This is a genomic window from Candidatus Photobacterium acropomis, from assembly GCF_030685555.1.
In the GTDB taxonomy this organism is placed as follows: domain Bacteria; phylum Pseudomonadota; class Gammaproteobacteria; order Enterobacterales; family Vibrionaceae; genus Photobacterium; species Photobacterium lucens.
In genome coordinates, this window is the sequence record NZ_CP131609.1 from 443,661 (window position 1) to 457,655 (window position 13,995).

15 protein-coding genes are annotated in these 13,995 nt (G+C 44.7%); all 15 read right to left on the bottom strand.

Annotation, left to right across the window (positions count from 1 at the left end; all coding sequences use genetic code 11):
• Nucleotides 1-33: 33 nt before the first annotated feature.
• Nucleotides 34-1,866, bottom strand: coding sequence for a glutamine--fructose-6-phosphate transaminase (isomerizing) (glmS, locus tag Q7657_RS08685; protein WP_107167295.1), 1,833 nt, complete (start codon nt 1,864-1,866; stop codon nt 34-36).
• 23 nt (nt 1,867-1,889) lie between these two features.
• Complete coding sequence (locus Q7657_RS08690) at nt 1,890-2,663, bottom strand: DeoR/GlpR family DNA-binding transcription regulator (RefSeq protein ID WP_008988334.1); 774 nt, start codon at nt 2,661-2,663, stop codon at nt 1,890-1,892.
• A gap of 228 nt (nt 2,664-2,891) precedes the next feature.
• On the bottom strand, nt 2,892-4,250 hold the full coding sequence (gene glmU, locus Q7657_RS08695) for a bifunctional UDP-N-acetylglucosamine diphosphorylase/glucosamine-1-phosphate N-acetyltransferase GlmU (protein WP_061014712.1): 1,359 nt from the start codon (nt 4,248-4,250) through the stop codon (nt 2,892-2,894).
• A 249-nt stretch (nt 4,251-4,499) separates the two neighbouring features.
• Nucleotides 4,500-4,922 (bottom strand): F0F1 ATP synthase subunit epsilon, encoded by a 423-nt coding sequence (locus Q7657_RS08700; RefSeq protein WP_008988332.1) that lies wholly within the window; start codon nt 4,920-4,922, stop codon nt 4,500-4,502.
• A 17-nt stretch (nt 4,923-4,939) separates the two neighbouring features.
• A complete protein-coding gene (gene atpD, locus Q7657_RS08705; protein WP_107167296.1) occupies nt 4,940-6,346 on the bottom strand; it encodes a F0F1 ATP synthase subunit beta in 1,407 nt (468 codons plus the stop codon).
• 32 nt (nt 6,347-6,378) lie between these two features.
• Nucleotides 6,379-7,245: a F0F1 ATP synthase subunit gamma gene (gene atpG / locus Q7657_RS08710; protein ID WP_008988330.1), complete on the bottom strand. Its 867-nt coding sequence runs from the start codon at nt 7,243-7,245 to the stop codon at nt 6,379-6,381.
• Between the two features lie 44 nt (nt 7,246-7,289).
• On the bottom strand, nt 7,290-8,831 hold the full coding sequence (atpA, locus tag Q7657_RS08715) for a F0F1 ATP synthase subunit alpha (RefSeq protein ID WP_008988329.1): 1,542 nt from the start codon (nt 8,829-8,831) through the stop codon (nt 7,290-7,292).
• A gap of 16 nt (nt 8,832-8,847) precedes the next feature.
• Nucleotides 8,848-9,381, bottom strand: coding sequence for a F0F1 ATP synthase subunit delta (gene atpH, locus Q7657_RS08720; protein WP_023933997.1), 534 nt, complete (start codon nt 9,379-9,381; stop codon nt 8,848-8,850).
• Between the two features lie 16 nt (nt 9,382-9,397).
• Nucleotides 9,398-9,868 (bottom strand): F0F1 ATP synthase subunit B, encoded by a 471-nt coding sequence (gene atpF / locus Q7657_RS08725; protein WP_008988327.1) that lies wholly within the window; start codon nt 9,866-9,868, stop codon nt 9,398-9,400.
• 81 nt (nt 9,869-9,949) lie between these two features.
• Nucleotides 9,950-10,207, bottom strand: a complete 258-nt coding sequence (atpE, locus tag Q7657_RS08730) for a F0F1 ATP synthase subunit C (RefSeq protein WP_005372317.1) — start codon at nt 10,205-10,207, stop codon at nt 9,950-9,952.
• 64 nt (nt 10,208-10,271) lie between these two features.
• Entirely contained in the window at nt 10,272-11,075 is an 804-nt protein-coding gene (atpB, locus tag Q7657_RS08735) for a F0F1 ATP synthase subunit A (RefSeq protein ID WP_008988326.1), read from the bottom strand.
• A gap of 8 nt (nt 11,076-11,083) precedes the next feature.
• Nucleotides 11,084-11,473 carry a F0F1 ATP synthase subunit I gene (locus tag Q7657_RS08740; protein ID WP_008988325.1) on the bottom strand — a complete coding sequence of 130 codons (390 nt, stop codon included), beginning with the start codon at nt 11,471-11,473 and terminating at the stop codon, nt 11,084-11,086.
• A 177-nt stretch (nt 11,474-11,650) separates the two neighbouring features.
• On the bottom strand, nt 11,651-12,550 hold the full coding sequence (locus Q7657_RS08745) for a ParB/RepB/Spo0J family partition protein (RefSeq protein WP_107167297.1): 900 nt from the start codon (nt 12,548-12,550) through the stop codon (nt 11,651-11,653).
• An 8-nt stretch (nt 12,551-12,558) separates the two neighbouring features.
• On the bottom strand, nt 12,559-13,356 hold the full coding sequence (locus Q7657_RS08750) for a ParA family protein (protein WP_053986533.1): 798 nt from the start codon (nt 13,354-13,356) through the stop codon (nt 12,559-12,561).
• 16 nt (nt 13,357-13,372) lie between these two features.
• Nucleotides 13,373-13,993: a 16S rRNA (guanine(527)-N(7))-methyltransferase RsmG gene (gene rsmG, locus Q7657_RS08755; RefSeq protein ID WP_008988322.1), complete on the bottom strand. Its 621-nt coding sequence runs from the start codon at nt 13,991-13,993 to the stop codon at nt 13,373-13,375.
• Between the last annotated feature and the right edge of the window lie 2 nt (nt 13,994-13,995).

The window sequence follows — 13,995 nt, forward strand, 5'->3', positions numbered from 1 at the left end:
TTGCTGCGTCTTTTCAATGATGGTCAATTTTAATTACTCAACAGTCACCGCTTTTGCTAGATTCCGAGGCTGATCAACATCAGTTCCTTTAATTAAAGCAACGTGATAAGCCAGCAATTGCATCGGAATGGTATAGAAAATAGGGGCAATAATTTCATCCACACTTGGCATAGTGATGATTTTCATCCCTTCCGTTGCCTCAAAACCTGCTTCACTATCAGCAAAGACATACAGTAAACCACCGCGAGCCCGCACTTCTTCAATATTGGATTTAAGCTTTTCCAATAAGTCATTGGTTGGCGCAACCACAATTACAGGCATATCGGCATCAATCAGTGCTAATGGGCCGTGTTTTAACTCACCAGCCGCATACGCTTCAGCATGAATGTACGAGATCTCTTTAAGCTTCAATGAGGCTTCCACCGCAATAGGGTAGAACTCACCACGACCTAAAAAGAGCGCATGGTGTTTATCACTAAATTCTTCTGCAAGTAGCTCAATCGGCTTATCAAGGGTTAGCGCTTTTTCAATGCAAACAGGTAATTGCTGCATGGCATGCACAATTTGACGCTCTTTTTGAGAGTCAATTTTCCCTTGCTGTTTACCCAATGCGGTCACAAGCATCAATAAAGAAATCAGTTGAGTTGTGAAAGCTTTGGTCGATGCCACTCCAATTTCAGCCCCTGCACGAGTCATAAAAACTAAATCAGATTCACGCACCAATGATGAGCCAGCTACGTTACAAATCGTCATCGCCGCCATATAGCCTTTCTCTTGCGCTAATCGAAGGGCAGCTAAAGTATCTGCCGTTTCACCAGACTGAGATAAGGTCAGCAATAAGCTGTTTGGTCTGGTAACAAACTTGCGGTATCGAAACTCTGAAGCAATTTCAACATCACAACTAATACCAGCAATGGATTCAAACCAGTAACGCGCGACCATACCCGCGTTATATGAAGTACCACAGGCAATGATCTGGATATGCTCGACTTTATCAAAGATCGTTTTCGCATCGCTGCCAAAACTTTCAATGATCACTTTATCATTGCTGATCCTGCCTTCCATGGTGTTGATCAAAGCACTTGGCTGCTCAAAGATCTCTTTTTGCATATAGTGGCGAAAAGCACCTTTATCAGCCGCATCATGTTGAACATTCGATTCTGTCACCGCACGCTCAATTTGCTCACCGGCTTGATTGAATACCGAAATAGAACGACGGGTAACTTCCGCCACATCACCTTCTTCTAAAAACATAAAGCGTCGCGTCACATTCAATAACGCTAACTGATCGGAAGCAATGAAGTTCTCACCCACGCCCAAACCAATCACTAACGGACTGCCAGAGCGTGCTACTACAATGCGCTCGGGATCGCGGCTATCCATCACCACAGTGCCGTAAGCACCTTCTAATTGTGTTACTGTTTTCTGTACCGCTTCTAGTAACGACGTAGCAGAACGCAGTTCCCATTCAACCAAGTGAGCAATCACTTCAGTATCAGTTTGCGAGCTAAATACGTAACCACGCTGTTGTAATAACTCACGTAATGCTTGGTGATTTTCAATAATACCATTATGAACAATAGCGATATGTTCGCCAGAAGTGTGCGGGTGAGCATTAGATTCTGATGGCTCACCATGGGTTGCCCAACGCGTATGTGCTATACCAGTACCACCAAATAACGGGGTTGCCTCAACGGCTTCAGCCAAGGCTTGTACTTTACCCATTCGTCGCACACGGTGAAGCTGATGATCATCAACAACGGCAATACCTGCTGAATCATAACCACGATATTCTAAACGACGTAAACCTTCGATTAAGATTTCTGCCACATCACGCTGTGCTACCGCACCGACAATCCCACACATAACGGTCTATCCTTTACTACTTGTTATCGTTCACAACAGGCACGGATCACTCGCACGCCTTGTTGCTCAATTGCTGTTGTATCTTCATCACTCATGCCGTCATCAGTGATAAGCGTACTTACTCCTTGCCATGCCAATTCTAAGTTAGGAATTTTTCGTCCAATCTTGCATGACTCAATCATCACCACGACTTCTCGCGATACCTCAGCCATCACCCGGCTTAATCCTGTTAGCTCATTGAAAGTCGTTGTACCACGAGCAATATCAATCCCATCCGCACCAATAAAGAGCTGATCAAAATCGTAAGATCGCAGTACTGATTCTGCGACTTTGCCTTGGAAAGACTCAGAGTGGGGATCCCATGTACCACCAGTCATCAACAGCGTTGGTTCGTTTTCTAATGCATTTAATGCGTTCGCTACTTGCAAAGAGTTAGTCATTACCACCAAGCCTTGCTTAGTGCCTAGCAAATTAATTAATGCTGCTGTTGTACTACCACAATCAACAATGATGCGATTGTGATCGCGAATAAGCTCAGAAGCCGCTAATGCGATCGCTTGCTTTCGTTCTGAAACTTTTTCAGCAGAATCAGTAGAGACAATTTCACTCGGCATTGAAATCGCACCACCATAACGACGCAACAATAAACCTGAGCTTTCTAATGCCGCGAGATCTTTACGGATAGTAACTTCGGAAGTAGAAAAATGGCTGGCCAATACATCAACACTGACTTCACCTTCAGCACTGACCATCGCCGCAATAGCATGACGACGTTGCTGAGTATTACGCTTAGACATAAGTTTTGAAATGATATTTTAAGTTTCGATTTGAAACTTAGTATAGCTTTTTAAAAATTAATCGATCAATAACAAATATGCACATGGCGCATAATTTTTATCTCGAAATAACCATAATGCCCACTTCGGACAGAAGAAAATAGGGAGAAAACTGTCATACATAAAGATATTTAGACAATAAAAAAGCAGGCAAAAGGTGCCTGCTTTTAAAATCAAAAATAGCAATGATTATTTCTTTGTTGGGCGTTTCCAACCTTGAATAGTACGAGCAGGTGCGCGAGTGATCACTAACTCACCTTCGCCAACATTACGATTAATAGTTGCGCCAGCACCGATGGTTGCACCACTTGCAACTTTCACTGGTGCAATAAGTTGTGTGTCAGAGCCAACAAACACATCATCACCAATTTCAGTTTTAAACTTATTTGCGCCATCGTAGTTACAAGTAATGGTACCTGCACCGATATTCACGTTAGCACCAATTTCAGCATCGCCTAAGTAAGTTAAGTGACCCGCTTTTGAGCCTTCGCCTAAACGTGCCTGCTTCATTTCAACGAAGTTACCTACATGCGCTTGTGTTTGCAACTCTGTGCCTGGACGTAGTCGTGCAAATGGACCTACAGTACAAGATTCACCCACCGTTGCACCTTCAATCACAGAATACGGACTGATCACAGTATTGTCGTCAATTTCACAATCTTTTAGTACACAGCCAGCACCGATAACCACGTTATCACCAATGCTCACACTACCTTCAATTACCACGTTGACATCGATTTCAACGTCAGTACCGCATTGAAGTTCACCACGCAAATCAAAACGAGCAGGATCGCGTAACATTACACCTTGCTCAAGTAGGCGTTCAGCCTGCATTGCTTGGAAAGCACGCTCTAAACGCGCAAGCTGTACGCGGTTATTTACCCCTTCCACTTCAATCGCAGCCACAGGATGTACCGCTTCAACGGCACGACCTTCATTGTGGGCAATTTCGATGATGTCCGTTAGGTAGTATTCACCTTGCGCATTGTCATTTTTAAGCGCAGATAACCAGCGCTTCAAATCACCACCGTTAGCAACCATGACACCAGTATTGATTTCTTTGATCAGCTTCTGCTCTTCAGTTGCATCTTTTTGCTCAACAATAGCAACAACAGGACCGTTACGACGAACGATACGACCGTAACCCGTTGGATCATCAAGTACAACCGTTAGCAGCGCAATACCACCGTCAGGCTGTGCATCAAGTAAGTTCTCAAGTGTTTGTGCGCTAATAAGTGGCACATCACCATAAAGAATTAATGCTTTCTCATCATCAGCAAGGTTAGGTACTGCTTGATTAACCGCATGACCAGTACCTAACTGCTCTGCTTGCAGCACCCAGTTAACACTTTCTTGTGCTAACACTTGCTGCATCTTGTCACCACCATGACCGTAAACTAAGTTAATAGTTTGCGCACCAAGATCATTACATGTGTCAATCACATGCTTAACCATCGGCTTACCTGCCAAAGTGTGAAGCACTTTAGGCAAATTAGAATACATGCGGGTACCTTTACCCGCAGCTAAAATCACAGCACTAAAGCTCATGATGGGATATCCCTCTTGATGCATAAATTCATAATCTTTCTCTATTGTACCGCCTACTTAGCACAGTTTTAAGTGCTAGCGCTTATTTCTCACCGACAAATAACATGCTCTCGTCGCAATTTAGTTCATTACTAAAAATAAAATAAGCAGGATACAGTTTCTCGTCTATTCAGAGCATACAAGTAACAATAGAGTAAATATAAAAAAAGCGACCGAAATGGTCGCTTTTTTGCTTTCTTTAGCGTCAGACTAGCGTGCGCGTTTTGTTAACTCAATAACGCGTAGCTGAGCAATGGCTTTCGCCAGATCACTCGCTGCCTGCGCGAAGTCAATATCGCCATGCTGATTATGGATTCGCTCCTCAGCTTGACGTTTCGCTTCTTCTGCTTTCGCGGCATCCAGATCGACACCACGAATAGCAGTATCGGCTAATACCGTCACTGCAGCAGGCTGAACTTCAAGCATACCGCCAGAAAGATAAATCACATCTTCCTCACCACCTTGCTTGGTAATACGTACCATGCCCGGGGTGATAGCAGTCAGTAGTGGGGTGTGACCTGCGTGAATACCCAGTTCACCTTCGCTACCCGTTACCTGAATATTTTCAGCACGACCAGAGAACAGACGTTTCTCAGCACTGACTACTTCCAGATGGAAAGTTATCGCTGCCATGTCGCCTCCTAATTAGCTTACAGCTTCTTCGCGTTTTCTAATACGTCTTCAATCGCACCACAGTACATAAATGCCTGCTCTGGGATATCGTCGTATTCACCCGCTAGTAGGCCCTTGAAGCTACGTAGCGTATCTTTTAGCGATACGTAGATACCTGGGTCACCAGTGAAGACTTCTGCAACGTGGTAAGGCTGAGTTAGGAAACGTTCAATCTTACGTGCACGAGATACAGCTTGCTTATCTTCTTCAGATAGCTCGTCCATACCTAGGATTGCAATGATGTCTTTTAGCTCTTTGTAACGCTGAAGTAGGCTCTGAACGCCACGCGCAATGTCGTAGTGCTCTTGACCAACAACCAATGGATCTAGCATACGAGAAGTAGAGTCCAATGGGTCGATAGCTGGGTATAGACCTAGCGATGCAATTTGACGAGAAAGTACAACTGTTGCGTCAAGGTGCGCGAACGTCGTTGCTGGTGATGGGTCAGTCAAGTCATCGGCAGGTACGTATACCGCCTGAACAGACGTGATAGAACCAGTCTTCGTTGACGTGATACGCTCCTGAAGTACACCCATCTCTTCTGCAAGTGTAGGCTGGTAACCTACGGCAGATGGCATACGACCTAGAAGTGCTGATACTTCTGTACCTGCAAGGGTGTAACGGTAGATGTTATCGATAAATAACAGTACGTCACGACCTTCATCACGGAAGCGCTCTGCCATTGTAAGACCAGTCAGAGCAACACGTAGACGGTTACCTGGTGGCTCGTTCATCTGGCCGTAAACCATTGCTACTTTAGACTCTTCAGGATTTTCGATGTTAACAACACCCGCTTCCTGCATTTCAAAGTAGAAATCGTTACCTTCACGAGTACGCTCACCAACACCTGCAAACACAGATAAACCTGAGTGTTTTAGGGCGATGTTGTTGATAAGTTCCATCATGTTAACGGTCTTACCAACACCTGCACCACCAAACAGACCGATCTTACCACCCTTAGCGAATGGACAGATAAGGTCGATAACCTTAACGCCTGTTTCTAGTAGTTCAGTTACGTTTGATTGTTCTTCGTAGCTAGGTGCTGCGCGGTGAATAGCGTAACGCTCTTGCTCACCGATCTCACCACACTCATCAATTGGTTGACCTAGTACGTTCATGATACGTCCTAGCGTCGCGTTACCAACTGGTACTTCAATAGGGCGGCCTGTGTTTTCAACAGACAAACCACGACGTAAACCATCAGAAGTACCCATTGCGATACCACGAACAACACCACCACCAAGTTGCTGCTGAACTTCAAGTACTAGCGTACCGTTCTCTTTCGCATCAACGTGAAGGGCATCGTATACCTGTGGTACAGAGTCCTGTGGAAACTCTACGTCGACTACCGCACCGATGATCTGTACGATCTTACCTGTAGCCATCGTTAATCCTCTAAACTTATTAATTCTTTGCCTTATACAGCAGATGCGCCAGAAACGATTTCTGACAGTTCTTGTGTGATCGCAGCCTGACGAGCTTTGTTGTACACAAGTTGCAGTTCATCAATCAGATTACCTGCATTATCTGTTGCAGCTTTCATCGCTACCATTCGTGCCGCTTGCTCACTGGCAAGGTTCTCAACCACACCTTGGTACACTTGTGATTCGGCATAGCGAACCAACAGGGTATCAAGTAGGGCTTTCGGCTCGGGCTCATAAATGTAGTCCCAAGAATGGTTGCGCTGCATTTCTTCGTCTTCTGACTTAGGCAAAGGCAACAATTGATCAATCACTGGTTCCTGTACCATGGTGTTTACAAACTTGTTGTAAACCACATACAGGCGATCCAATTGGCCTTCATCATATTTCTTCAGCATGACGCCAACAGTACCAATCAGCTCATCAACGCTTGGTGAATCACCAAGACCTGATACTTGTGCTGACACGTTACCGCCGTAGCTATTAAAGAATGCCGTTGCTTTTGCGCCAATTAACGCTAAATCAACTTCTGCACCTTTGTCTGACCATGTCTTAATGTCAGTGATCGCTTTTTTGAACAAGTTAATATTCAAGCCACCACATAGACCACGGTCAGTTGAAACAATGATGTAACCAACGCGCTTGGCTTCACGCTCTTCGAGATAAGGATGCTTATACTCAAGGCTACCAAGGGCGATATGACCGATCACTTTGCGCATAGTTTGTGCGTACGGACGTGATGACTCCATCGCTTCTTGCGTTTTACGCATTTTAGAAGCAGCCACCATTTCCATCGCTTTAGTGATCTTTTGCGTGTTTTTAACACTACCGATCTTGTTACGAATCTCTTTTGCGCCGGCCATCGTTACTCTCCGTTAGAAGGTGATCGCAAGCGATCACCAACCAATTACCAAGTCTGGGTCGCTTTGAAATCTTCTAGCAGTTTCGCGAACTGCGCAGCGATTTCGTCGTTCCAAGCACCCGTTTCATCGATCTGAGCAACTAGCTCAGCAAACTGACCTTTCGCGTAAGAAAGTAACGCTGCTTCGAAATCAGCAAGCTTAGTCAGCTCAACATCATTCAAGTAGCCTTTTTCAGCTGCAAAAATAACAACCGCTTGCTCAAATACAGACATTGGCGCGTATTGTTTTTGCTTCATCAGTTCAGTTACTTTCTGACCATGATCTAGCTGTTTCTTCGTTGCGTCATCAAGGTCAGACGAGAACTGTGCGAATGCCGCTAGTTCACGGTACTGTGCAAGTGCGGTACGGATACCACCAGACAGTTTCTTGATGATCTTGGTTTGGGCAGCACCACCTACACGAGATACAGAGATACCTGGGTCAACCGCTGGACGAATACCGGCGTTGAACAGTTCTGTTTGTAGGAAGATCTGACCATCAGTGATAGAGATAACGTTAGTCGGTACGAATGCCGATACGTCACCCGCTTGGGTTTCGATGATCGGTAGTGCCGTTAGCGATCCTGTTTGACCTTTCACTTCACCGTTAGTGAATTTCTCAACGTAGTGCTCGCTTACACGAGAAGCACGCTCTAGAAGACGTGAGTGAAGGTAGAAAACATCACCAGGGAATGCTTCACGACCTGGTGGACGCTTAAGCAATAGTGAGATTTGACGGTAAGCAACAGCCTGCTTAGACAGGTCATCGTATACAATCAGTGCATCTTCGCCGCGGTCACGGAAGTATTCGCCCATCGCACAACCAGAGTATGGTGCTAGGTATTGCAATGCAGCAGCTTCAGATGCTGATGCTACAACAACGATGGTGTTTTCCAGTGCGCCGTGCTCTTCAAGCTTACGAACTACGTTAGCGATAGTTGAAGCTTTCTGGCCAATAGCCACATACACAGAGTAGATACCAGAGTTTTTCTGGTTGATGATGGCATCGATAGCCATCGCAGTTTTACCGGTTTGACGGTCACCGATGATCAGCTCACGCTGGCCACGGCCGATTGGGATCATTGAGTCAACTGCTTTGTAACCAGTTTGTACTGGTTGATCAACAGATTTACGATCGATTACACCCGGTGCAATTACTTCAACAGGAGAGAATGTCTCTGTTTCAATTGGACCTTTACCGTCGATTGGCTGACCTAGTGTGTTTACAACACGACCAAGTAGCGCAGGACCTACAGGTACTTCAAGAATACGACCAGTACCGGTTACCTTCATGCCTTCCTGTAGAGAAGCATAAGGGCCCATCACAACTGCACCTACCGAGTCACGCTCAAGGTTAAGTGCCAGTGCGTATAGTCCGCCTGGTAGTTCAATCATTTCACCTTGCATTACGTCAGCAAGGCCATGGATACGAATAATACCGTCGCTTACAGAAACGATAGTACCTTCGTTACGCGCTTCACTTACAACGTTGAAGTTTTCAATACGTTGCTTGATCAGTGCGCTAATTTCCGTGGAATTAAGTTGCATGCTCCAATTCCCCAAATCAAGACTGCAAAGTATCGCTCAGACGGTTCAATTTGCCCCGTACAGAGTTGTCGATAACAAGGTCTCCAGCTCTAATTACAACCCCGGCAATCAGGGTCTCGTCTACACTGCAAGTCAGCATAACTTTACGCGCTAAACGCTGCTCAAGTTTCGCGCTAATGGCGTCTAGTTGAGACTCATCTAAAGCAACGGCAGAAACCACTGTTGCTTGGATGGTGTGTTCATGTTCATTTTTCATAAACATAAACTCTTCACAGACATCCGGTAGCGCCTTAAGGCGTCCATTTTCAGCCATTACCTTTAAAAGGTTTTGACCAAATTCATCGAGTTGCTCACCGCATACTGAAACAAAAATCTCAGTTAGCTTTTCAGCAGCAAAACCGCTATCCAGCACATCCTGCATAGTGTCATTTTTTGCTACTTCACTAGCGAAAGTTAGCATTTCTGCCCACTGTGCTAGTGCGTTCTTCTCGACCGCAAAGTCAAAAGCTGCTTTAGCGTAGGGGCGTGCGATAGTAGTCATTTGTGACATAAGCTTGCCCCTTTAATTACAGTTCTGCAGTGACTTTGTTAAGAATATCTGCTTGAGCGTCCGCATCGATCGAACGTTCAATGATCTTCTCAGCACCAATCACAGCCAGAGTTGCAACTTGTTTTCTTAACTCATCACGAGCACGGTTACGTTCAGCTTCAATTTCCGCCATACCTTGCGCAAGAATCTTCTCACGCTCAGTTTGAGCTTCAGCTTTCGCTTCATCGATAATTTGAGCTTTACGCTTGTTTGCTTGCTCGATCAACTCACTCGCAGCGCGTTTCGCTTCTTTAAGTTGATCTGAAGCATTCGCTTGTGCAAGGTCAAGGTCTTTGGCTGCGCGATCTGCGGCAGCCAAGCCGTCAGCAATCTTTTTCTGACGTTCTTCAATCGCTTCCATAATTGGTGGCCATACATATTTCATGCAGAACACCACGAAGGCGAAGAAAGCGATAGCCTGACCCAGCAAAGTTGCATTCATATTCACAACGCATCTCCTTAAAAAGGGTTGCTAGAGTCCATTTGCTACTTAATGTCAGGTTTTAAGCAAACCTGACACTACGATTTATTAACCAGCTAGCTGACCAACAAATGGGTTTGCGAATGTGAATAGCAGCGCGATTACGATACCGATCATTGGTACCGCATCAAGTAGACCAGCGATGATGAACATCTTAACTTGAAGCATTGGAGCCATTTCAGGTTGACGTGCTGCACCTTCAAGGAACTTACCACCAAGAAGTGCGAAGCCGATCGCTGTACCAAGGGAAGCAAGACCTACAATAATGCCCACGGCAATCGCAGAAAAGCTTAGTAAAGTTTCCATCACTATCTCCAGTTTATAGTTGTCGGCGAAAGCGCCATATAATAAAAATGTTTACAAATAATCGTTAATGATTGTCTTCATGTGCCTGAGACAGGTACACGATAGTTAACATCATGAATACGAATGCTTGAATTGTAATGACCAGGATGTGGAAAATAGCCCACGGTACCGAGCCTAGCCATTGAGCCCACCACGGCATTAGTGCCGCGATTAGGATAAACACCACCTCACCAGCAAACATGTTACCGAATAGACGCATACCTAGTGAAATTGGCTTCGCTAGTAGCGATACCACTTCAAGAAGTAGGTTAAACGGGATCATTACTGGGTGATTGAACGGGTGAAGAGCCAGTTCTTTCGCAAAACCGCTAAGCCCTTTCACTTTGATGCTGTAGTAAATCATCAATGCGAACACGCCTAACGCCATTGCCATGGTGATGTTAACATCAGCACTTGGAACCACTTTCATGTAAGGGATCCCGACGCTTGCTGCTGCATACGGAATGAAATCAATTGGCACTAAGTCCATGATGTTCATTAGCAGTACCCAACAGAAAATCGTCAGTGCTAACGGAGCCACAAGTGGATTGCGCCCATGGAAAGTATCTTTTACGTTGGTATCAACGAATTCAACCACCATTTCAACAAAACATTGTAATTTACCTGGAACTCCTGATGACGCCTTCTTCGCAACTGAACGGAATACCCACAAAAAAGCTAAACCGGTCAAAACAGAGAAGAAAAGGCTGTCAATATGCACCGCCCAGAAACTACCTTCACTCGCTAAACCTAGCTTATCGGTTGATAAGTTGGTTAAGTGGTGAGTAATGTAGCTTGACGGCGTTAGCGCTTCACCTGGCGCAGCCATAACTCATCCTATTTGTTGTTGTTAATGAATAAAACCGGTCCAAAAATATTAATACCAAGGGCCAGCAAATAGGTTAGTTTGAGGGGAACAAGTTCCACCCCTATATACAGGTAAGCAATGGCAAAAAGGATGACTGTGATAAGAATTTTTAGCACTTCTCCGCCATAGAATGACGCCATGACTAATCGTGCTTTCCTAGCACCACTAAACATGAAGGCACACATTGCGAAGACAGCATTGGCGATCACGAAGATGCCGCCACCAATCAATGCAGAGATTCCCCAGTCAACATTGACAGCAAAAACTGCCGTTAATGCCGTTGCTATCACGACGCCAGATTGTAGTAACAGCAACCGTTTTGCCAATTGGCGTCCCGGTTTAGCTAGCGTCGATACCATGTATTCGTTCCTCGAGTCCATTCCTTTACACGATCCGTGCTTGGGAAAACAGCGAAAATTATACGACTCATAAAATTGATTGCAATCAAATAGCAGCAAAAAAAACAGTTAGATTTTACAACACTCTAACTTGATCACGATGATGTTATATTTCTAACAAATTTTACACATTTAACATCACATGTTTTTCTCGAGCATTGCAATAATTTGCTCAAGTTTGTCTTGTTGATCAAAGTTAATAACGAGCTTTCCTTTACCACTTTTGGTTTGATTAATCGCCACCTTGGTGCCAAGTCGCTCAGTTAGTCTATTTTGCAACAATGCCACTTGCTCACTGATAGGCTTAGGTGATTTCGGTACCATAGGGTTTAAAAGTGTTTTAACCAGTTTTTCAGCTTCACGAACAGTTAACAAATTATTGACAATTTTTTGTGCTATAGGTAACTGTTGCGGCTCATCAAGGGATAATAAAGCCCTTGCGTGACCCATTTCGAGCTTTTTTTGCTCAACTAATTGTTTTACAGGCTCACTTAATTGGTTTAAACGCAATAAGTTAGAAACAGCAGCACGTGATTTTCCCACTGCATCAGCAATTTGTTGATGAGTCAGTGAAAATTCTTGCTGAAGTCTTGCAAGCGCAACCGCTTCTTCGATGACATTGAGATCTTCACGCTGAATATTCTCAATCAATGCGATAGCCATAGTAGCACGATCATCAACGGCCTTAACTAAACAAGGCACTTTAGATAAACCAGCAAGCTTAGCTGCTTGCCAACGGCGCTCACCTGCGATGATCTCAAAATCTTGGTTAGCAAGACGGCGAACAACGATTGGCTGAATAATACCTTGAGCACGGATCGATTCTGCCAACTCAGCCAAAGTTTCTTCTGTCATGGATTTGCGAGGTTGATATTGGCCTGATTGCAGCGCATCAATAGCCAGCTCTCGTAACTCACCGTCAGTTTGCCCCTCAACAGATGGAGCAATTTGATTGTTATGTTGCTTTGCTTGTGCAACCGCACTGGTTGACAACAAAGCATCTAGCCCTTTACCGAGGCCACGTTTATTAAAATTCATGAAAAACCTTATGCGTCCACTGGAGTGACAGTTTGTAATGCTAATTCGTCGCGGCGGATCATTTCACCGGCTAAGGCTAAATACGCTTTAGCGCCACTTGAATATTTGTCGTAATACATTGCAGGGCGGCCATGGCTTGGCGCTTCTGCTAAGCGGACATTACGTGGAATAACGGTACGGTAAACCTTATCGCCAAAATGCTTTTTCAACTGCTGTGATACTTCATTGGCAAGACGATTGCGAGGATCAAACATGGTACGGAGTAACCCTTCGATCTTAAGCTCGCTATTGACCACTGCAGTCAGTTTACTGATGGTATCCATTAATGCGGTTAAGCCTTCTAATGCAAAGTATTCACATTGCATCGGTACTAATACGGAATCAGCCGCCGTCATAGCATTAATGGTTAAAAGGTTTAAAGATGGGGGACAATCGATAAAAATATAATCGTAATCATCACGCACGTTTGCTAGCGCTGAGCGCAAACGTACTTCACGGGCAAACACTTCCATCAATTTGATTTCGGCCGCCGTTACATCACCATTAGCGGCTATCAAATGATAACCGCCAGTGGTGTCTTTAATAACAACATCATTAAATGGGCTTTCTTCAACCAGAAGATCATAAGCGGTAGCGTCAACTTGGTATTTATCAACCCCACTGGCCATGGTCGCGTTTCCTTGCGGATCGAGATCAATTACCAACACTTTTCGTTGGGTGGCGGCCAATGATGCTGCCAAATTTACACAAGTGGTTGTTTTACCTACACCACCTTTCTGATTAGCTACTGCTATGATTCTTCCCACAAGAAAACCTCAACAATTAATCCTTTGCCGTTAAGACTACTAGATGACGCTCGCCTTCTAAATCAGGAACCTGTAAAGATTTCACCTCAACAACCGAGCACCACTCTGGCAGATCTGCCGCTTCTTGCTCGTTGTATTGGCCTTTCAATGCTAGGAACTGACCGCCAGACTTTGGTAGATGGTGACACCAGTTCACCATATCAGCCATCGATGCAAACGCACGACTTAACACTGCATCAAAGCCATCTTCAGCTTCAAATTCTTCAACGCGACTTTGTACCGGTGTCACATTGGTAATTTTCAGCTCATGGATCACTTGGCGGATAAAGCGAATGCGTTTACCTAAGCTATCTAGCAAGGTAAATGATTTATCAGGACACATAATAGCCAGCGGGATCCCTGGCAAACCAGGACCAGTACCGACATCAATATAATTTGTGCCACCTAGATACTTGCTGACCACAATACTATCCATAATATGTTTAACTAACATTTCGTTAGGATCACGGACAGAAGTCAGATTATACGCTTTATTCCACTTATGCAGCAGTTCGACATAACCGATCAGCTGGTCAAGTTGCTGTTCTGTGACCTGCAGGTCAGTTTGGGCGATAAGTTGTACCAATCGTTGTTTCATTG

What these genes read in the sequence shown, in the direction of transcription:
- glmS (WP_107167295.1), bottom strand. Translation starts at nt 1,866, where the DNA reads ATGTGTGGGATTGTCGGTGCGGTAGCACAGCGTGATGTGGCAGAAATC.
- Q7657_RS08690 (WP_008988334.1), bottom strand. Translation starts at nt 2,663, where the DNA reads ATGTCTAAGCGTAATACTCAGCAACGTCGTCATGCTATTGCGGCGATG.
- glmU (WP_061014712.1), bottom strand. Translation starts at nt 4,250, where the DNA reads ATGAGCTTTAGTGCTGTGATTTTAGCTGCGGGTAAAGGTACCCGCATG.
- Q7657_RS08700 (WP_008988332.1), bottom strand. Translation starts at nt 4,922, where the DNA reads ATGGCAGCGATAACTTTCCATCTGGAAGTAGTCAGTGCTGAGAAACGT.
- atpD (WP_107167296.1), bottom strand. Translation starts at nt 6,346, where the DNA reads ATGGCTACAGGTAAGATCGTACAGATCATCGGTGCGGTAGTCGACGTA.
- atpG (WP_008988330.1), bottom strand. Translation starts at nt 7,245, where the DNA reads ATGGCCGGCGCAAAAGAGATTCGTAACAAGATCGGTAGTGTTAAAAAC.
- atpA (WP_008988329.1), bottom strand. Translation starts at nt 8,831, where the DNA reads ATGCAACTTAATTCCACGGAAATTAGCGCACTGATCAAGCAACGTATT.
- atpH (WP_023933997.1), bottom strand. Translation starts at nt 9,381, where the DNA reads ATGTCACAAATGACTACTATCGCACGCCCCTACGCTAAAGCAGCTTTT.
- atpE (WP_005372317.1), bottom strand. Translation starts at nt 10,207, where the DNA reads ATGGAAACTTTACTAAGCTTTTCTGCGATTGCCGTGGGCATTATTGTA.
- atpB (WP_008988326.1), bottom strand. Translation starts at nt 11,075, where the DNA reads ATGGCTGCGCCAGGTGAAGCGCTAACGCCGTCAAGCTACATTACTCAC.
- Q7657_RS08740 (WP_008988325.1), bottom strand. Translation starts at nt 11,473, where the DNA reads ATGGTATCGACGCTAGCTAAACCGGGACGCCAATTGGCAAAACGGTTG.
- Q7657_RS08745 (WP_107167297.1), bottom strand. Translation starts at nt 12,550, where the DNA reads ATGAATTTTAATAAACGTGGCCTCGGTAAAGGGCTAGATGCTTTGTTG.
- rsmG (WP_008988322.1), bottom strand. Translation starts at nt 13,993, where the DNA reads ATGAAACAACGATTGGTACAACTTATCGCCCAAACTGACCTGCAGGTC.